The organism is Hydrogenophaga sp. GW823-FHT04C09 (genome assembly GCF_058796355.1).
On sequence record NZ_JBXAIO010000002.1, the window covers coordinates 215,606 to 233,657 of the forward strand.

At 66.6% G+C, this 18,052-nt stretch carries 16 protein-coding genes; 9 read left to right on the plus strand and 7 right to left on the minus strand.

The window, feature by feature from the left end:
- Window positions 1-8: 8 nt before the first annotated feature.
- Complete coding sequence (locus AC1Q9M_RS06145; protein WP_066268460.1) at window positions 9-302, minus strand: co-chaperone GroES; 294 nt, start codon at window positions 300-302, stop codon at window positions 9-11.
- A 324-nt stretch (window positions 303-626) separates the two neighbouring features.
- Between AC1Q9M_RS06145 and AC1Q9M_RS06150 the strand changes: the two genes are divergently transcribed.
- Complete coding sequence (locus AC1Q9M_RS06150; protein WP_492432923.1) at window positions 627-2,285, plus strand: sensor domain-containing diguanylate cyclase; 1,659 nt, start codon at window positions 627-629, stop codon at window positions 2,283-2,285.
- A gap of 76 nt (window positions 2,286-2,361) precedes the next feature.
- Window positions 2,362-2,913, plus strand: coding sequence for an NADPH-dependent FMN reductase (locus tag AC1Q9M_RS06155; RefSeq protein WP_291114095.1), 552 nt, complete (start codon window positions 2,362-2,364; stop codon window positions 2,911-2,913).
- Window positions 2,914-2,925: 12 nt separating this feature from the next.
- Here AC1Q9M_RS06155 and AC1Q9M_RS06160 read toward each other — a convergent pair whose 3' ends face one another.
- The 3 genes from AC1Q9M_RS06160 to metK all read right to left on the minus strand — a co-directional run bounded on the left by AC1Q9M_RS06160 (window position 2,926) and on the right by metK (window position 7,170).
- Window positions 2,926-3,726, minus strand: a complete 801-nt coding sequence (locus tag AC1Q9M_RS06160) for an SDR family oxidoreductase (RefSeq protein WP_444688460.1) — start codon at window positions 3,724-3,726, stop codon at window positions 2,926-2,928.
- 27 nt (window positions 3,727-3,753) lie between these two features.
- Window positions 3,754-5,805: a PAS domain-containing sensor histidine kinase gene (locus AC1Q9M_RS06165; RefSeq protein ID WP_444688459.1), complete on the minus strand. Its 2,052-nt coding sequence runs from the start codon at window positions 5,803-5,805 to the stop codon at window positions 3,754-3,756.
- A gap of 183 nt (window positions 5,806-5,988) precedes the next feature.
- Window positions 5,989-7,170 carry a methionine adenosyltransferase gene (gene metK / locus AC1Q9M_RS06170; RefSeq protein ID WP_297397795.1) on the minus strand — a complete coding sequence of 394 codons (1,182 nt, stop codon included), beginning with the start codon at window positions 7,168-7,170 and terminating at the stop codon, window positions 5,989-5,991.
- 124 nt (window positions 7,171-7,294) lie between these two features.
- Between metK and AC1Q9M_RS06175 the strand changes: the two genes are divergently transcribed.
- Window positions 7,295-8,191, plus strand: coding sequence for a lysophospholipid acyltransferase family protein (locus AC1Q9M_RS06175; RefSeq protein WP_492432926.1), 897 nt, complete (start codon window positions 7,295-7,297; stop codon window positions 8,189-8,191).
- Complete coding sequence (locus AC1Q9M_RS06180; RefSeq protein ID WP_444688457.1) at window positions 8,191-9,114, plus strand: lysophospholipid acyltransferase family protein; 924 nt, start codon at window positions 8,191-8,193, stop codon at window positions 9,112-9,114. Before AC1Q9M_RS06175 ends, AC1Q9M_RS06180 begins: the two co-directional genes overlap by 1 nt.
- Before the next feature lie 6 nt (window positions 9,115-9,120).
- Here AC1Q9M_RS06180 and AC1Q9M_RS06185 read toward each other — a convergent pair whose 3' ends face one another.
- Together AC1Q9M_RS06185 and yihA are read right to left on the minus strand one after the other, a co-directional pair.
- The gene (locus tag AC1Q9M_RS06185; RefSeq protein ID WP_382323334.1) at window positions 9,121-10,041 is read right to left on the minus strand and encodes an alpha/beta fold hydrolase; all 921 of its coding nucleotides are present in this window, start codon (window positions 10,039-10,041) and stop codon (window positions 9,121-9,123) included.
- A 26-nt stretch (window positions 10,042-10,067) separates the two neighbouring features.
- A complete protein-coding gene (gene yihA / locus AC1Q9M_RS06190) occupies window positions 10,068-10,856 on the minus strand; it encodes a ribosome biogenesis GTP-binding protein YihA/YsxC (protein ID WP_382327328.1) in 789 nt (262 codons plus the stop codon).
- A 103-nt stretch (window positions 10,857-10,959) separates the two neighbouring features.
- Here yihA and AC1Q9M_RS06195 point away from each other — a divergent pair, with 103 nt between their 5' ends.
- From AC1Q9M_RS06195 to msrQ, 5 genes are all read left to right on the plus strand, one after another.
- The gene (locus AC1Q9M_RS06195; RefSeq protein WP_382161488.1) at window positions 10,960-11,574 is read left to right on the plus strand and encodes a c-type cytochrome; all 615 of its coding nucleotides are present in this window, start codon (window positions 10,960-10,962) and stop codon (window positions 11,572-11,574) included.
- A gap of 188 nt (window positions 11,575-11,762) precedes the next feature.
- Window positions 11,763-13,919: a cytochrome c biogenesis protein ResB gene (locus tag AC1Q9M_RS06200; RefSeq protein ID WP_444688456.1), complete on the plus strand. Its 2,157-nt coding sequence runs from the start codon at window positions 11,763-11,765 to the stop codon at window positions 13,917-13,919.
- On the plus strand, window positions 13,916-15,283 hold the full coding sequence (gene ccsB / locus AC1Q9M_RS06205) for a c-type cytochrome biogenesis protein CcsB (protein ID WP_382323336.1): 1,368 nt from the start codon (window positions 13,916-13,918) through the stop codon (window positions 15,281-15,283). The genes AC1Q9M_RS06200 and ccsB overlap by 4 nt, the downstream gene beginning before the upstream one ends.
- 129 nt (window positions 15,284-15,412) lie before the next feature.
- The gene (gene msrP / locus AC1Q9M_RS06210) at window positions 15,413-16,414 is read left to right on the plus strand and encodes a protein-methionine-sulfoxide reductase catalytic subunit MsrP (RefSeq protein ID WP_382161480.1); all 1,002 of its coding nucleotides are present in this window, start codon (window positions 15,413-15,415) and stop codon (window positions 16,412-16,414) included.
- Window positions 16,415-16,419: 5 nt separating this feature from the next.
- Window positions 16,420-17,046: a protein-methionine-sulfoxide reductase heme-binding subunit MsrQ gene (msrQ, locus tag AC1Q9M_RS06215; protein WP_382323337.1), complete on the plus strand. Its 627-nt coding sequence runs from the start codon at window positions 16,420-16,422 to the stop codon at window positions 17,044-17,046.
- A 6-nt stretch (window positions 17,047-17,052) separates the two neighbouring features.
- On the opposite strand, the gene AC1Q9M_RS06220 is transcribed toward msrQ, so the two are convergent.
- The gene (locus tag AC1Q9M_RS06220) at window positions 17,053-18,042 is read right to left on the minus strand and encodes a branched-chain amino acid ABC transporter permease (RefSeq protein ID WP_444688455.1); all 990 of its coding nucleotides are present in this window, start codon (window positions 18,040-18,042) and stop codon (window positions 17,053-17,055) included.
- Window positions 18,043-18,052: the final 10 nt, after the last annotated feature.

Genomic DNA, 18,052 nt, shown 5'->3' on the forward strand with positions numbered 1-18,052 from the left:
GTGTTCAGTTACTTGGACTCGACGACCGCGAACAGGTCGTCTTCCTTCATGACCAGCAGTTCGTCGCCAGCGACCTTGACGGTCTGGCCGCTGTACTTGCCGAACAGAACGCGGTCACCGACCTTGACGTTCATGGCGGACAGTTCGCCCTTGTCGTTTTTCTTGCCGGGACCGACCGCCAGGACTTCGCCCTGATCGGGCTTTTCGGCGGCGGCGTCGGGGATGACGATGCCGGAGGCGGTCTTGGTTTCGCTGTCAATGCGCTTGACGATCACGCGATCGGCGAGAGGACGAAGGTTCATTGCATCTCCTGGGTATGGAACAGATGGGGTTTGTTCAGAACGGCGGTGCCAGCCCGGACGGGCCAGCGGATACCGCTGATCGACATGGCGTCGGGTGTTAGCACTCAACGCCAGCGAGTGCTAATCATAAGGGCGCCGGAACCCCATTTCAAGATCGAAGGGGTTTATTTCTGATGCGATGGGTCTGGCCACCGGATCGCCGGGCGCTGGTCAGACACAAACACTTACGATGCCGGCATGGACTGCATCTTCTCCTTCCACGGGCCGGCCCAGCGTCTCCTTCTTCGCTTTCTGACGGCGCTGGTCACCCTCCTGGGTCTTTGCTTGCACCCGGGTTCTGCCCAGGCGGCCCCTCCTGCGTCCGACGTCACCCTGCAAGCGCACTTCTGGGTCGATGCCTCGGGTCAGGCCTCCCTCAACGAGGCCATGCGCCGACCGGTGGGGGACTTCCAGCCCATGGGCCACTACCGGTCCTTTGACCTGGCGGCTGCCGCCTTGTGGTTGCGGTTGGACTTGCCGCCCCTGGACGCCAGCCGGCGTTGGTACCTCGCCCTGAGTGCGGCGGCCTTCACCAACCGGGCGACGCTTCATGCCACCGGACCCCAGGGAGCGTGGACGGTGCAACAAGCGGGCGATCATTTGCCGGTGTCGCAATGGAGCCATCCCGACCAGACACCGGTGTTTGCCTTGCCGGCCGGGTCAACGGGCCCGGTCTGGCTGCGCCTGGAAAACCGGCCGGCACCGCTGAGCCCGCGACTGCTGCTGCTGGAGGAAGACACGCTGCAGGAAACGCGCTACTGGACTTTCCTGATGATCGGGGGCTACCTCGGTTTCGGTCTGCTGGTGTTGTTCTGGGGCTGGGTGCACGCGCGCCTGTATGGCGACCGCGCCTTCATCGCCTACTGCTGTTATGTCGCGAGCATGTTGGGCTTTCAGGCGGCCTTCACCGGCGTGGGTGGGGTGTTTTTCTGGCGCGACTGGGCGTGGTGGAACGACGCCGCGCCGGCGGTGTTCATGCTGTGGCTCACCGCGGCGGGCATCTGGTTCGTGCGCGAGGCCTGTGCGGTGTCGCGCCACCACCGGCAGGTGGACCTTTTCGTGAAGGCCTGGTCGTGGTTCGGGCTGCTGTTTCCCGTGGTCTACCTGTTGCTGCAGAACCGCTTTGCCTTTGTCGTGCTCAACCTGTACGGCCTGTTGTCGGTGGTGTTGAGCTTCGCACTGTGCATCTGGGCCTGGCGCCTGGGTGAAAAGTACGGGGGCTGGCTGGCGCTTGGGTTCCTGCCGGTGCATCTGAGTTACCCGTTTCCCGCACTGCGCGCGGCCGGCGTGTTGCCGGACAGCTGGGTCACGCAATACGCCGTGCTCATCGGCTCGGCCATCGAGATCCCGCTCCTGCTCTACATCCTGCATCGGCGTGCCAAGGAGTTCAACGAGAACCATGCCCGCCTGCGCGCGATCGAGAGCACGGACCCCTTGACCGGGTTGACCATCGAGCCCGTGCTTCATCTGCGTTTGCGCGACGCCATGCGCCGCTCCAGGCGCTATGGGCATCAGAGTGGCCTCCTGATGGTGGAGCTGCTCAACCATGCGGACATCGTCTCCCGCCATGGCCGGGAGGTGGCGGAGCGCGCACTGGTGGTGGCCGCATCGCGGCTGTCGCACGTGGCGCGCGACGTGGACACGGTCTGCCGTGTGGCCAATGCGCGTTTTGCGGTGCTGGTCGAAGGGCCGCTGCAGCCCGACGACCTGATGCTGCTGGCACAACACATCGTGGCCAAGGGGCTGGAGCAGGTGCCTTCCTTGCCGGCGGGCCTGTCGCTGCGCTTTCGCCTGGCCTCCCTGTCGCTGCCTGGCGAAGCGAAGGATGCGGACGACGCGAGCCTGCTCGATCGGCTCCGCGCCGCGCTGGACCAGATGGCCGACGATCCGCGCAAGGTGGTGCTGCACCTGCCGGCGGGCTCACCGGTACCCACACCGTCCTGAGTGTTTGTCTTGAGCCTGTAGTCTCTCGCGTTCACCGTTGTTGTTTCCCCAACCCCGTTCCAGGAGAGGATTTGCCATGAGTGGATTTCAGATCGGCGTGATCGTCGGCAGCTTGCGCCGCGACTCCTTCAACCGTCGGCTGGCGACGGCCCTCGCCCAGCTTGCCTCCAAGGAGTTCACGTTCAAGCAACTCGAGATCGGTGACCTGCCGCTGTACAACCAGGACGACGACGCGAACCAGGCCGCCCCGGTGAAACGGCTCAAGGCCGAGATCGCGGCTTCGCAAGGCCTGCTGTTCGTGACCCCCGAGTACAACCGCTCCCTGCCCGGGGTGTTGAAAAACGCCATCGACCATGCCTCGCGCCCCTACGGCCAGAGCGCCTGGGCCGGCAAACCCGCCGGGGTGATCGGCGTGTCGGTCGGCGCGATTGGCACAGCGCTCGCACAGCAGCACCTGCGCAACATCCTCGCCTACCTCGACGTGCCCACGCTGGGCCAGCCCGAGGCGTTCATCCAGTCCAAGGAAGGCCTGTTCGACAAGGACGGGGGCATCGGCGCCGACAGCCGCGAATTCCTTCAGAAATGGGTGTCCACCTACGAAGCCTGGGTTCGCCGGCACGCGGGCTGACGCCCGCGCGGCTCAGAAGTGGGCGAGGTAGCCGCCGTCCACGACCAGCACCTGGCCCGTGACGTAGCTGGCGGCGGGTGAGGCCAGGAACACCGCCGCGCCACCGATCTCCTCGGGCCGGCCCCAGCGGCCCAGCGAACTGCGCCGATCAAGCCAGGCCGCCACGGAGGCGTCCTCCACCATGGCGGTGTTGGCGCCGGTGGCGAAATAGCCCGGAGCGATCGCGTTGACGTTGATGCCTTGCGGGCCGAGTTCGGCCGCGAGCGCGCGCGTGAAGGCTTCGAGCGCGCCCTTGCTGGTGGTGTAGGCCGCGTCGCCGGCGCGGGCGATCGGCCCGGCGATGGAGGTGACGTTGATGATGCGGCCAGCGCCCTGGGCGCGCATGGGCCGCGCCACCTCGCGGCAGAGGTGCCAGGCCGAGACGAGGTTGGCCTCCAGCAGCTCCCGCAGGGCCTGGGCGGGCAATTCGTCCAGGGGCTGGCGCCGGCGCTGGCCCACGTTGTTGATCAGGATGTCGATCCGGCCACTCTCGGCCAGCAGGTGGGCCACGGCCGCCGTGGCAGCGGCCTCGTCGCACACATCGAAGGGCAGCGCGTGCGCGGTGCCACCAGCGGCTTGGCCGCCTTCGCGCACCCGGTCCACCGCTTCACGCAGGCTGGTGGCATCGCGGCCGTTGAGCCAGACGGTGGCGCCGTGGGCGGCCAGCGCCTGGGCCATGCACAGGCCCAGGCCACGGGTCGCGCCCGTGACCAGGGCGACGCGGCCTGACAGGGAGAACAGGGAAGAGGGAATCGGTGCGGTGGTGGGGCTCACCGCGCGATTATCGGCCGGCCTTCGGCCTCAGGCCGGCAGCTCGGCCAGGGACGACTCGGGAAAAGCCATCTCCGGCTCCATGCCGTCAAACGGCAAGGTGAAGTAGAAAGTGCAGCCTTCGCCGGGTGCGGTTTCGGACCAGATGCGCCCACCATGGCGCTCGATGATGCGCTGCGACAGCGCCAGGCCCGTGCCTGTCCCTTCGAAGTCCATCGAATGGTGCTGGCGCTGGAACATCACGAACAGGTTGTGCGCCTTTTCCAGGTCAAAGCCCACGCCGTTGTCGGCGATGTAGAAGGTGCGTCCCCCCACCGGGCTGACCTTCCAACCCACCTCGATGCGGGCCAGGTCACGGGGACGGGTGTATTTCACGGAGTTGCCCAGCAGGTTGCCCAGGGCCTGGGCGAGCAGCATGGCATCGCCCCGCACGACGGGCAGGTCGTTCTCGATCACCCACTCGATGCGCCGGTCCGGGTTTTCCTGCTTCAGGTGCGCGATCACGCCTTCCACGAGCTGGGCGATCGGCACCGGCTGGGTGTCGATGGCCACACGGCCCAGGCGGGCGTACTCGAGCAGGCCTTCGATCATCAGGCTCATGCGCTTGGACGCCTTGGCGATCGAATTCTGGTACTGCAGGGCCAGCGTGTCGGCGGAGTCGCCCATCTGTTCCTGCAGCAGGCTCACGAAGCTGGCGATGTGGCGCAGCGGCGCGCGCAGGTCGTGCGAGACCATGTGTGAGAACACGTCCAGGTCCTTGTTGGCCGCCACGAGCTGCTGCGTGCGCTCGGCGACGCGCTTTTCCAGCTCTCGGTTGAGGTCGTTCATCACGTCCTCCAGGCTCTTGGCGGCGGTCATGTCGCGCGTGATGCTGGAGAGGCCCTGCAACTCGCCGGCTTCGTTGCGCAGCGCAGTGAGCACGGTGTGCGCCCAGAAGCGCGAGCCGTCCTCGCGCAGGCGCCAGCCTCGGGTTTCCCATTGGCCGTGGGCCTTGGCCAGGCGCAACACCTGGCCGGGGTCGACCTCGTCCTCGCCCGCGTTGTCGCTGGACAGCAGCGCCTCATAGGAGCGGCCCATGATCTGCGAGCGGGTATGGCCATGCAGGCGCTGGGCGCTCTCGGTCCATTCGGTGATGCCGCCGTTTTCGTCGACGAAGTAGATGCAGTAGTCCTGGATCGCATCCACCATCAGGCGGTAGCGCTGCTCGCTGGCAAACAGCTCGGCCGAACGCGAGCGCACGCGTTCTTCCAGATCCTGGTTGGCGTGCAGCACGAACTCTTCCGTGCGGCGGCGTTCCGTGATGTCGTGCAGCTCGATGAAGATGCCCTCGACGGTGCCATTCTGGAAGTCGGGGATGTAGTGGATCTCGAAGTAGTTGGTCGAACCGTCGGCGGCCGTGCGCGCGGCTTCGAAGGTCTGCGTCTGGCCGGAGAGGGCCTGCGCCACGCGCGGCAGGATGTCGGGCAGGATGTCGGGCCGCACCACCTGGCTCAGCGGCGAACCCACCATGTCGCTCGGCAGTTTGCCGTAGCGCGCGGCGTGGGCTTGGTTGGCGAAGCGGCAGATCAGGTTCTTGTCGTAGTAGGCCAGCCGTGCGGGAATGCGGTCGGTGATGCTGCGCAGCAGGCTGTCCTGGGCGGAGGCGATCTGGGCCGCATCGAGCGGCGTGACCACACCGCTGCCGTGCAGGAAATGGCCCTCGGCATCAAACACCGGCGTCGAGGCGAGGCGGGCGCGAAACAGGCTGCCGTCGACGCGCAACCAGTCCAGATCGACCGGTTCGCTCTGCCCGCTCTGGCGCAGGGCTTCCACGTGGGCGGTCAGTGCGTCGCGCGAGCGCGGGGCGACCAGTTCATTCAGGGGCATGCCCGGTGCGCCATGGCCCAGCCAACCCAGCAGGGCTTGATTGAGATGGACGCAACGCTGCGCGTCGTCAAAAGTGAGCAGGCCGCAAGGCGCCTGGTCAACGAGGGAACGGGCGCTGTCCAGGGCGGACTGGAGGTCTTGCGTGCGCAGGGCCACCAGCCGTTCGAGCTGTTGCTCTGGCGTTTCCATCCCGTCTGGGCAGATAGAGTTGTCCATGGTTCAAGGCTCCCGGGTCGTTGCAGTGCAAGCCAGAAAGGTGGCTTGTACTCCCATATCGGACACCGCCGCAGAAAATTCAAATTGTTACGACCGGTGGTTTTCCCTGCTGTCCGAAAAAAGTACGTAAAAAAAGCCCTGAGGCTCACGCCCCAGGGCTTTGTCGGTTGATTCGGTGACTATTTACAGGCCGGCGGCCTTGCGCAGCGCGGCGGCCTTGTCGGTGCGCTCCCAGGCGAACTCGGGTTCTTCGCGGCCGAAGTGGCCGTAGGCGGCGGTCTTGGTGTAGATCGGGCGCAGCAGGTCGAGCATCTGGATGATGCCCTTGGGGCGCAGGTCGAAGTGTTCCTGCACCAGCGCGGCGATCTTCTCGTCCGGGATCACGCCCGTGCCTTCGGTGTAGACGGTGACGTTCATCGGGCGGGCCACGCCGATGGCGTAGGCCACCTGGATCTGGCACTGCTTGGCCAGGCCGGCGGCCACGATGTTCTTGGCCACGTAACGGGCGGCGTAGGCGGCCGAGCGGTCCACCTTGGACGGGTCCTTGCCCGAGAACGCGCCACCGCCGTGCGGGCAGGCGCCGCCGTAGGTGTCGACGATGATCTTGCGACCGGTCAGGCCGCAGTCACCCTGCGGGCCGCCGATGACGAAGCGGCCGGTCGGGTTGATCAGGTACTTGGTGTCCTTGAGCCACTCCTTGGGCAGCACGGGCTTGATGATCTCTTCGATGATGGCTTCGTTGAAAGACGCCTTCATCTTGGTGGGCGACTCGCTCTGGTCGGGCGAATGCTGGGTCGAGAGCACCACGGTGTCGATGCTGTGGGGCTTGCCGTCCACGTAGCGCATCGTCACCTGGCTCTTGGCGTCGGGACGCAGGAAAGGCAGGCGGCCGTCCTTGCGCAGCTGGGCCTGGCGCTCCACGAGGCGGTGGGCGTAGTAGATCGGCGCGGGCATCAGCTCGGGCGTCTCGTCGCAGGCGTAGCCGAACATCAGGCCCTGGTCGCCGGCGCCGGTGTTCAGGTGGTCGTCGGACGCGTGGTCCACGCCCTGGGCGATGTCGTTGGACTGCTTGTCGTAGCAGACCATGACCGCGCAGCCCTTGTAGTCAATGCCGTACTCGGTGTTGTCGTAGCCGATGCGCTTGAGGGTGTCGCGTGCGACCTGGATGTAGTCGACGTGGGCGTTGGTGGTGATTTCACCCGCCAGCACCACCAGGCCGGTGTTGCACAGGGTCTCGGCGGCCACGCGGCTGCGCGGATCCTGGGCAAAGATCGCGTCGAGGATCGCGTCGGAAATCTGGTCGGCGACCTTGTCGGGGTGGCCTTCGGAGACGGATTCGGAGGTGAAAAGAAAATCGTTCGCCATGTATAAACTCCACGTTGGTTGACCGGCGTTGCCGGTCTGTCAGAGTTCGGCGAACGCTTTAGCGGAATTTGTGAATCGCCCCGCAATTAGTTCCATAACTCGGCGATGGCGGCATTCTAGATGAATGCCCGCCCGTCCACCCAGTCTTCTCCATCCCGTGACCCTATTGATCCATGGCCTTTTCCGCGTGCTGAGCTGGATGCCCCTGTCCGTGCTGCATGCAATGGGCTGGCTGCTGGGCTGGGTGAGCTTTGCGCTCTCGGGCCGCTACCGGCGGCGGCTGTTCGCGCACGCCGCCCTCGCGGGGTACCCCCGTCAGGTGGCGCTGGCCACGGTCGGTGAGTCGGGCAAGCTGGTGGCCGAGTTGCCGCGCCTGTGGCTCGGCCGGCCCGTGCCCGTGGCCTGGGCGGGCGCCGAGCACATCGAATCCACGCATCAACAGGGCACCGGGGTGCTGTTCCTGACGCCCCACCTGGGCTGTTTCGAGATCACGGCCCAGGCGTACGCACAGCGCTTCGGCGCGGTGCATCCCATGACGGTGCTGTTCCGCCCGGCGCGCCAGCCCTGGCTGCGCGATCTCGTGGCCGGTGCGCGCCAGCGCCCCGGCTTGTTCGCCGCCCCCACCACCCTGGCGGGCGTGAAGCAGCTCATCAAGGCGCTCAAGGCCGGGCAGGCGGTGGGCCTGCTGCCGGACCAGGTGCCGCCTGAAGGGCAGGGTGTGTGGGCGCCGTTCTTCGGCCGTGATGCGTACACCATGACGCTGTCGGGCCGCCTGGCCCAGTCCGGTCGCGTGCAGATCCTGTTGAGCTGGGGGGAGCGCCTGAGCTGGGGCCGGGGCTACCGCGTGCACGTGCGCCCATTCGAGCCGCTCAACGGAGGGCCGCTGTCGGACGACCCGCTGGAGGCCGCGGCACAGATCAACCGCGCCATGGAGGCGCTGGTGCGAGAATGCCCGGCCCAGTACCTCTGGTCCTACAACCGCTACAAGTCGCCGACCCGGTCGACACCGCCGTCGCCCTGATGTCTTCCTTGCCGCCCACCTCCGACGCTCCGCTGCCCCCCGGCAACCTCGGCAACCGCCTGGGGGTGGCCTTCATGCGCGTGCTGGCCGCATTGCCGCTCTCCTGGGTGCGTGGCATGGGCTGGTTGCTGGGGCAGGTGCTGCACTTGGCGGCGGTGCGGCGCCGGCGCATCGCGCGCATCAACTGGGCCCTGTGCTTTCCGGAGAGCAGCGAGGTCGAGCGCGACCGCGCGGTGCGCCAGCATTTCGTGTATTTCGCGCAGGCCTGGCTGGACCGCAGCTGGCTGTGGGAGGCGCCGCTGGCCACGGTGCGTCAGCGCCTGACACTCACGGGCGATCTGCAGGCCCTGGCCGGGAACGAGCCCACCGTGATCTTCGCCCCGCATTTCGTGGGCATGGACGCAGGCTGGATCGGGCTCACGGCCCACCTGGAGCGGCGTTTCTGCGGGCTGTACGCCGAGCAGCTCAACGCCGACGTGGACCGCTGGATGGCACAGGGCCGCCAGCGTTTCGGCAACCCCCATGTCGTGGGCAAGCGCCAGGGCATCAAACCCCTGGTCGCGGCGATGCGCCAGGGCCTGCCGCTGTACCTGTTGCCCGACATGGATCACGGCATGCGCGACGCGGCGTTCGTGCCCTTTTTCGGCGTGCAGACCGCCACGCTCATGTCGCTGTCCCGGTTGGCCCGCCTGGGGCGTGCCTGCGTGGTGCCGGTGGTGAGCCGCCTCACGCGCGAAGGTTATGAGGTGAAGGTGATGTCACCCTGGCCCGACTACCCGACAGCGGATCCCGAAGCCGACACGGCGGTCATGAACCGCTACCTGGAGGGTTACATCCGCCAGGCGCCGGCGCAGTACTACTGGGTGCACAAGCGCTTCAAGACCCGCCCGGGCAATGAGCGTTCTTTCTACGCCGATCTCTGAACCGGTTCAGGTGTTCAGAAAGCCGCCGATCAAGGCGGCCACGCGCGCCGGCTGCTCGTGCACGATCCAGTGCGTGGCGCCGGGGACGCGCTCGATGCGCAGGTCTGGCACATACCCGTCCAGCCCTTCCAGCAGGGCTTCGGGCAGGGCGGTGTCGTTCAGTCCCCAGATCACCAGGGTCGGCCGCGTCACCATGGCCTTTTCGCGCGGCACCTGCACGGCTGCTGCCCCAGGGTCGTCGGGCGTCGGTGGGCGCAGGGGCGACGCGGCGTAGTACGCGCAAGGGCCCGTCAGCCCCTGGCGCCACACCGCGCGGTAGCGATCGCGCGTGGGCTCGTCGAGCCAGGCCATTGGCCCGCTGTCGGCCGCCATGTGGGTGAAGAAGGGCCAGAGGCGGGCGAAGTCGTTCTCGGCCAGCAGCGCGGGCGCGTCGGGCCGGACCAGGAAATTCATGTAGGCGCTGGCCGCCTGTTGCGCGGGCGACTGGGCCAGTTCGCGCTGGAAGGTGGCGGGGTGCGGCGCGTTGACGATGACCAGTTGCCGAAGCAAGCCAGGCCGCTGCGCGGCGAGGCCCCAGGCCAGTGCACCGCCCCAGTCGTGCGCGATCAGGCCGGCCAGTTGACCTGGCGCGGGGCTGTCGGCGGTGATGGCCGTGGCCAGTGCGCCCAGGTCTTGCAACAGGGGCTTGGCGCGGTAGGCCGATGTGTCGGTGGGGGCGCTCGACTGCTCGAAGCCGCGCAGGTTGGGCGCCACGCAGCGGTAGCCGCCGTGTTCGACTTGAGCGAAATGCAGAAGCAGCTCGTCCCACACAAAGGCGGCTTCGGGAAAACCGTGCAGGAACAGCAGCACGGGGCGGCCGGGCTCGCCGGCGGCTCGGCAACTCAGCGTGATGCCGTGGGGCAGGGCTTGTTGGAAGGTCTGGATCATGCGGGCTCTCCTCGAGCCCGCACGGTTCAGTCCAGCGCGGGCGGCTCGTCGTCGGGAACGGGGTCGGCCGCTTGGGCTGGCGCGTTGGCGCCATGGGTCCATTGCCAGAGCAGCAGCGCCACCTCGTCCAGCCCCTTTTTCTTCAGGGCCGAGAAGAGTCTCGCCTCGCCACCGCCCGACTGCAGTCGCGCAATCGACAGCGCCTTTTGCGCTTCGGCGTGGTTGAGCTTGTCGGCCTTGGTGAGCAGCACCAGGAACTTCAGGCCTTCCTCGACCCGAGGCCGGATCACCTCCAGCAGGATCTCGTCGAGCTCGGTCAGGCCCAGGCGAGGGTCGATCAACAGCACCACGCCCTTGAGGTTTTCGCGCGTGAGCAAATAGTTGCCCATGACGCGCTGCCAGCGCAACTTGGCTTCGCGCGGCACGGCGGCATAGCCATAGCCCGGCAGGTCGGCCAGCACCGCGTCGGTCACGCCCTGTTTGCCGAGCGAGAACAGGTTGATGCTTTGCGTGCGGCCCGGCGTCTTGGAGGCGAAGGCCAGGCGCTTCTGCTGCGTCAGCGTGTTGATGCAGGTGGACTTGCCCGCGTTGGAGCGCCCGACGAAGGCGATCTCGGGCACCTCCAGCGGCGGCAGGTGTTCGAGTTGCGGGGCGGTGGTGAGAAAGCGGGCGGTGTGCAGCCAGCCGTGCGCGATCTTGGGATCGGGCTTGAGGGGATCGATGGTTTTTCCAGCTCGGGGTATCGGGGCTTTGAGGCCCGGGGCGTCGTGCGACGGCGAAGCGGTCTGGGGGGCTGGAGTGGGGCGGTGGGTCATTTGGGGGTTTTCCCGGTGGGACATTGTAAAATCGATTGGCTTTGTCCAGACAAACCGAGAATTCCCACAAACCGAACCCGTCGCAACCGACGCCCGCCCCGTCATGAAATTGCCTGTTTCCTTCCTTTGCGCCGCTGCTGCCGCAGCCCTGTCGTTCAGCGCCCAGGCGCAATCGGCCAAGCCCGATCTGGCCAAGGGCAGCGCCATGTACGGTCAGGTCTGCGTGGCCTGCCACGCGGCGGACGGCAACTCGACCACGCCGGCCAACCCGAAGCTGGCGCAACAGCACCCCGAGTACCTCGTCAAGCAGTTGCAGGAATACAAATCGGGCAAGCGCGACAACGCCATCATGAAGGGCTTCGCTTCGGCCCTGTCCGACGCCGACATGCGCAACATCGCCTACTGGCTGGCCGATCAGAAGGCCAAGGGCGGCGCCGCCACCGACAAGGATCTGGTGCGTCTGGGTGAACGCATCTACCGCGGCGGCATCGCCGACCGCCAGATCGCCGCCTGCGCCGGCTGCCACAGCCCCAATGGCGCCGGCATTCCCGCGCAGTACCCGCGCCTGTCGGGCCAGCAGGCGGAGTACACCGCCACGCAGCTCAAGCACTTCCGCGACGGCACCCGCAAGAACAACGCGCAGATGGCCGGTGTGGCCGCCAAGATGAACGACCGCGAAATCCAGGCGGTGTCGGACTACATCGCCGGCCTGCGCTGATCGACTTTCGAGGGGCGCAAGCCCCTCGTGCCTGGCCGGGATATAAGCCAACAATAATATTTGCCGGCACAATGCCATAAACCCCGCCGGGCGTTGAACCGCCAGCCAAAAAACACATCACATCAGGGCGCGTTCCGGGACTTCCGGGGCCGCCCTTTTTTGCTGCACCGTTCTGCCCCCATTCCTCCATGACCGTCTCCACCCAAGGCCTGCACATCCGCACCGGCTCGCGCATTGTCAGCGAGCTGGTGGAGTTGCTGTCGTCGATGCGGTTTGCCATTTCGCTGCTCACCGTGATCTGCATCGCGTCGGTGATCGGCACGGTGGTCAAACAGCACGAACCCTTCATCAACTACGTCAACCAGTTCGGGCCTTTCTGGGCCGACGTGTTTGCCAGCGCGAACCTGTACTCGGTCTACAGCGCGTGGTGGTTCCTGTTGATCCTGGCGTTCCTGGTCGTCAGCACCAGCCTGTGCATCGCCCGCAACACGCCCAAGATCTTTGCCGACCTCAAGGCCTACAAGGAAAACATCCGAGAGCAAAGTCTGAAGGCTTTTCCGCACCGTGCCGAGGGTGAGCTGGGCGAGACGCCCGAAGCCGCGGCGAACCGCATCGGCCAGGCCTTGCTGGGCTCGGGCTGGAAGGTCAAGCTGCAGTCGCGCACCACCGCGGCAGGCACCGGCTGGATGGTGGCGGCCAAGGCTGGCGCGGCCAACAAGATTGGCTACCTCGCCGCGCACAGCGCCATCGTGCTGGTGTGCATCGGCGGTCTGCTCGATGGCGATCTGATGGTGCGCGCGCAGACCTGGTTCAACGGCAAGACGCCCTTCATGGGTGGCGGCTTGATCGCCGATGTGCCGGCTCAGCACCGGCTCTCGGCCAGCAACCCCACCTTCCGCGGCAACCTGCTGGTGACCGAGGGCACGACGGCGGGCACGGCCATTCTCGCGCAGCCCCAGGGTGTGCTGCTGCAGGATCTGCCGTTCTCGGTCGAACTCAAGAAGTTCATCGTCGAGTACTACGACACCGGCATGCCCAAGCTGTTCGCCAGCGAGATCGTGATCCACGACAACGAGACCGGTGAGAGCAAGGAAGCGCGGGTGGAGGTGAACCACCCCGCCAGCCACCGCGGCATCAACATCTACCAGTCCAGCTTCGATGACGGCGGTTCGCGTGTGAAGCTGCAGGCTGTGCCGCTGAACGGGCCCACGCGGCCCTTCGAGATCGAGGGCACCATCGGTAGCTCGACCGCGCTGAGCAATGGCGACGACAAGCTCACGCTGGAGTACACCGGCCTGCGCGTGATCAACGTGGAGAACTTCGCCACCAGCAACGCCGCCGACGGCGTCGATGTGCGCAAGGTGGATCTGCGGGGCTCGATCGAGAGCCGCCTGGGCTCGGGCCACAAGACCGCGACCGAGAAGACGCTGCGCAACGTGGGGCCGAGCGTGTCTTACAAGCTGCGCGATGCGGCGGGTCAGGCGGTGGAGTACCACAACTACATGCTGCCGGTGGAGATCGACGGCGCGCGTGTGTACCTGCTGGGCCTGCGCGAGACGCCGGCCGAACCGTTCCGCTACCTGCGCATTCCCGTGGACGACAAGGATGGCCTCGACGGTTTCGTGCGCCTGCGCGCCGCCTTGGGCGACCCGCAGTTGCGCGATCTGGCGGTGCGCCGTTACGCGGCCTCGGCGGTGGAAGACGGCCGCCCCGAGCTGGCCGAAGCCTTGGCCGCCTCGGCCACGCGCGCCCTGGGCCTGTTTGCCGGCGCCGAGTCGGTGAACGCGCCCGGCGTGCAACCGGTGGTGGCCAACGGCACCACCGACAAGCCCATTCGCGGAGGCCTGCAGGCCGTCTCGGCCTTCCTTGAAAACAACGTGCCGGCCGCCGAACGCGAGCGAGCGAGCGATGTGCTGGTGCGCATCCTCAACGGCACGCTGTTCGAGCTGATGCAGATCAGCCGCGAGCGCGCCGGCCTGCCGCCGCTGGAGCGCAGCGAGGCCACGCAGCAGTTCATGTCGCAGTCGGTGATCAGCCTGAGCGACACCTTCTTCTACCCCGCGCCCATGACCTTCCAACTCAAGGACTTCACGCACGTGCAGGCCAGCGTGTTCCAGGTCGCGCGCGCACCGGGCCAGAACATCGTCTACCTGGGCTGCCTGTTGCTCATTCTGGGCGTTTTTGCCATGCTCTACGTCCGCGAGCGCCGCCTCTGGGTCTGGCTCTCGCCCTCGGGTGAGCAATCCTCGCAGGCCCGCATGGCGCTGTCGTCGAACCGCAAGACGATGGACGCCGACCGTGAATTCGAGCTGTTGAAGACCCAATTGTTGAAGGTGCATCCATGAATACCGTCGCCGCCACGCAGACCATCGAACTGAAGAAGGGTCACCACGGGCAGGGCCTGGAGCCCGGTTACTTCGCGCGCCGCAATGTCTGGGACTGGCTGTTCGCCGTGTTCGTGATCGCGGGGGCTGCCTGGGCCTTCACACGCTACAACGCGGCCATGGACGGCTACGAGAAGGCCATCCTCGTGGGCACCGTGCCTTGCATGATCTGGCTGGGCTGGTTCTGGCGCCCGCTGCGCGCGCTCACCGTCGTGGTGGCGGCCACGGCGCTGCTCGCGATCTGGCTGTACCAGACGCCCGCCGGCACGGCCGACCTCGCGCGGGCCGACCAGGTCTTCCTGCTGAAGTACTTCATCTCCAGCCAATCCGCCATCCTGTGGATGAGCGTGCTGTTCTTCATGAGCACCGCGTTCTACTGGGTCGGCATGTTCAAGCGCGCGGGCGACACCTTTGAACTGCTGGGTTCGCGCATGGCCTGGGTGGCGGTGACGCTGGCCCTGATCGGCACCATGGTGCGCTGGTACGAGAGCCATCAGATCGGCCCCGACATCGGGCACATCCCGGTGAGCAACCTGTACGAAGTGTTCGTGCTGTTCTGCTGGATGACGACGGCTTTCTATCTTTATTACGAAGACCAGTACAAGACGCGTCGCATGGGCGCATTCGCGATGCTGGTGGTCAGCGCCGCGGTGGGCTTCCTGCTCTGGTACACCCTGGTGCGCGAGGCGCATGCCATCCAGCCACTGGTGCCCGCCCTCAAGAGCTGGTGGATGAAGCTGCATGTGCCGGCCAACTTCATCGGCTACGGCACCTTCGCCATTGCCGCGATGCTGGCCTTTGCCTACCTGATCAAGCAGAGCGCCACCGAAAGCCGCTGGTACAAGCTCGCGCCGCTGTGGCTGCTGGGCGTGGTGCTGTGTTTCGAGCCCATCGTGTTCCGCCAGTCGGCGGCGGAAAACGGCAGCAGCTACTGGTTCGTGTACTTCGGCGTTTCGGCGCTGATCGTGGGCACCATCCTGTTTGGCCGCCGCCGCATTGCCGAGCGCCTGCCCAGCTTCGAGGTGCTCGACGACGTGATGTACAAGGCCATCGCGGTGGGCTTTGCGTTCTTCACCATCGCCACCGTGCTGGGCGCCCTGTGGGCGGCCGAGGCCTGGGGTGGCTACTGGAGCTGGGACCCGAAGGAAACCTGGGCGCTGATCGTCTGGTTGAACTACGCCGCCTGGCTGCACATGCGGCTCATCAAGGGCCTGCGTGGCACGGTCTCGGCCTGGTGGGCGCTGGTGGGCCTGGCGATCACGACCTTCGCCTTCATCGGCGTGAACATGTTCCTCTCCGGCCTGCACAGCTACGGCGAACTCTGACGCGGGTTGGGCCTGGTTCCGGTGCGCGCGGCGGCGCCGGAACTTTGTGAGAACCGGTTCGGTCCTAAGATCGACGAACCCGCGACGCGGCATCTTCCGCCGTCGGGTGTCTTCAGCAAGGATGGTCCCATGCTCATTCGCACGCGCGACAATGGCTTCGAGCACCCCCTCTCCAGCGAGATCACGCCGCCGGCGGCCTACCAGAACCGGCGCCAATGGCTGCTGACCGCGGCGGCGATGGGCGGCATGGCTTCCTGGGCTGCGCGCGATGCTTGGGCTCAGGCCGCTTCGGTCACGCCCAAACCCGGCAAGCTCGCTGCCTTGCCCGGCAAGCGCTCCGCCGTGGACGGTGCGATGACGATGGAGGCACTCACCTCCTACGACGACGTCAGCTCCTACAACAACTTCTACGAGTTCGGCACCGACAAGTCCGACCCCGTGGCCCAGGCCAAGACCCTCAAGCCCCGGCCCTGGACGGTGGCCGTTGAAGGTCTGGTGAACAAGCCCGGCACCTTCGACCTGGACGCCCTGCTCAAGCTCAGCCCGATGGAGGAGCGCATCTACCGGCTGCGCTGCGTCGAGGGCTGGTCCATGGTCATTCCCTGGGTGGGCTACTCGCTGAGCGAACTCATCAAGCAGGTGCAGCCTCAGGGCAGCGCCAAGTACGTCGAATTCGTGACGTTGGCCGACCCCAAACAGATGCCCGGCCTGCGCTCCAACGTGCTGGGCTGGCCTTATGTGGAGGGCCTGCGGCTGGACGAGGCCATGCACCCGCTGACGCTGCTGGCCTTCGGCATGTACGGCGAGGTGCTGCCCAACCAGAACGGTGCGCCGCTGCGCCTGGTGGTGCCCTGGAAGTACGGCTTCAAGAGCGGGAAGTCGCTGGTGAAGATCCGTTTCACCGACAAGGAACCGCGCACGGCGTGGAACGTGGCCGCGCCGCAGGAGTACGGCTTCTACTCGAACGTCAACCCCGAGGTCTCGCACCCGCGCTGGAGCCAGGCCACGGAGCGCCGCATCGGCGAGGGAGGTGGCCTGTTTGCCAAGCGCCGCCAGACGCAGATGTTCAACGGTTACGCGCCCCAGGTCGGCCAGCTCTACGCCGGCATGGATCTTCGCAAGCTGTATTGATCGGCATGCAGCGCCGCCCGCCTGCCGGAGGGCCGGTCAACCGCGTGCTCAGCCACGGCGCTGCCAAGCCGGTGGCGTTCGTGCTGGCCAGCTTGCCCTTTGTCTGGCTGGTGTTCGCGGCCTTTGCCGATCGGCTGGGGGCCAACCCGGCCGAGGCCCTGATCCGCTCGCTGGGCGATTGGACCCTGCGTTTCCTGGTGCTGGTGCTGGCGATCACGCCCCTGCGCGTGAGCCTGGGCTGGCCCGCGTTGCTGCGCCTGCGGCGCATGGTGGGGCTGTTCGTTTTCTTCTACGCCTGCATGCACCTGCTGGCCTATGCCTGGTTCGACATGGAATTTGATGTGGTGGGCATCGCGGCCGACGTCGCCAAGCGCCCGTTCATCCTGGTGGGCTTCCTCTCCTGGCTGTTGCTGCTGCCGCTGGCGGCCACTTCGTTCAACCGCGCCATCCGCACGCTGGGGGCGCGGCGCTGGCAACTGCTGCACCGCGCGGTGTATGTGATCGCGGGCCTGGCGGTGCTGCATTTTTTCTGGATGCGCGCCGGCAAGAACGACTTTGCGGAGGTGGCCGTGTACGCCGCGATCCTGGGCAGCCTGCTGGCCTGGCGCCTGTGGCGCCGGCTCAAAAGCTGAGCCTGTTCAGGCCTGCTTGCCGCGCCAGCGCTCCACCAGCGCGATGGCCTCGCCCATGATGCCGCGGCGGAAGGCCAGCACGCACACCACGAAGATGAAGCCGATCACCATCGTCACCGACTCGCCCAGGCCATTGAACCAGTCGATGCCGGTCACGCCCGCCAGGAAATGGCCGATCTCGCCGAGCTTGTTTTCCAACGCGATCACCACCGCGGCACCCACCAGCGGACCGGACAGGGTGCCCAGGCCCCCCACCAGCGTCATCAGCACCACCGAGCCGGACATGGTCCAGTGCACATCGGTGAGTGTGGCAAAGCCCATGGCCAGGGTCTTGAGCGAACCTGCCAGGCCGGACAACGCGGCCGACAACACGAACACCAGCAGCTTGAAACGCTGCGTGTCGTAGCCCAGCGAGATGGCGCGCGGCTCGTTTTCCTTGATCGCCTTGAGGATCTGGCCGAAAGGGGAGTGCACGATGCGCATGATGAGCAGGAACGCCGCCACCGTGATCAGCAAGGTGAAGTAGTACATGGTCATGTCGTTGCCGAGCTCGATGAAGCCCAGCAGCCGGCCGCGCGGCACACCTTGCAGACCATCCTCGCCCCCCGTGAAGGGCATCTGCAGGCAGAAGAAGAACAGCATCTGCGCCAGCGCCAGGGTGATCATGGTGAAGTAGATGCCCTGGCGGCGGATCGCGAGCGACCCCACCAGCCAGCCCAGCACCGCGCCCGCCAGGGTGCCGATCACCAGACCCAGCTCGGGCGGCACGCCCCAGACCTTCAGCGCGTGGCCGGTGACATAGGCCGAGCCGCCCAGAAAGGCCGCGTGGCCGAACGAGAGCAGGCCGGTGTAGCCCAGCAGCAGGTTGAAGGCCGAGGCAAAGAGCGCGAAGCACAGCAGCTTCATCACCAGCACCGGGTAGATGCCGATGAAGGGAACGGCCAGCAGCACCAGCAGCAGCAAGCCGTAGAGGATGTTCTTGGAAGTCGTGTTCATGCGGCTGGCT

Coding starts and splice junctions, on each gene's coding strand:
- AC1Q9M_RS06220 (WP_444688455.1), bottom strand. CDS start 18,042: ATGAACACGACTTCCAAGAACATCCTCTACGGCTTGCTGCTGCTGGTG.
- AC1Q9M_RS06145 (WP_066268460.1), bottom strand. CDS start 302: ATGAACCTTCGTCCTCTCGCCGATCGCGTGATCGTCAAGCGCATTGAC.
- AC1Q9M_RS06180 (WP_444688457.1), top strand. CDS start 8,191: ATGTCTTCCTTGCCGCCCACCTCCGACGCTCCGCTGCCCCCCGGCAAC.
- AC1Q9M_RS06200 (WP_444688456.1), top strand. CDS start 11,763: ATGACCGTCTCCACCCAAGGCCTGCACATCCGCACCGGCTCGCGCATT.
- msrP (WP_382161480.1), top strand. CDS start 15,413: ATGCTCATTCGCACGCGCGACAATGGCTTCGAGCACCCCCTCTCCAGC.
- AC1Q9M_RS06165 (WP_444688459.1), bottom strand. CDS start 5,805: ATGGACAACTCTATCTGCCCAGACGGGATGGAAACGCCAGAGCAACAG.
- msrQ (WP_382323337.1), top strand. CDS start 16,420: ATGCAGCGCCGCCCGCCTGCCGGAGGGCCGGTCAACCGCGTGCTCAGC.
- AC1Q9M_RS06195 (WP_382161488.1), top strand. CDS start 10,960: ATGAAATTGCCTGTTTCCTTCCTTTGCGCCGCTGCTGCCGCAGCCCTG.
- metK (WP_297397795.1), bottom strand. CDS start 7,170: ATGGCGAACGATTTTCTTTTCACCTCCGAATCCGTCTCCGAAGGCCAC.
- AC1Q9M_RS06185 (WP_382323334.1), bottom strand. CDS start 10,041: ATGATCCAGACCTTCCAACAAGCCCTGCCCCACGGCATCACGCTGAGT.
- AC1Q9M_RS06175 (WP_492432926.1), top strand. CDS start 7,295: ATGCCCGCCCGTCCACCCAGTCTTCTCCATCCCGTGACCCTATTGATC.
- yihA (WP_382327328.1), bottom strand. CDS start 10,856: ATGACCCACCGCCCCACTCCAGCCCCCCAGACCGCTTCGCCGTCGCAC.
- AC1Q9M_RS06155 (WP_291114095.1), top strand. CDS start 2,362: ATGAGTGGATTTCAGATCGGCGTGATCGTCGGCAGCTTGCGCCGCGAC.
- ccsB (WP_382323336.1), top strand. CDS start 13,916: ATGAATACCGTCGCCGCCACGCAGACCATCGAACTGAAGAAGGGTCAC.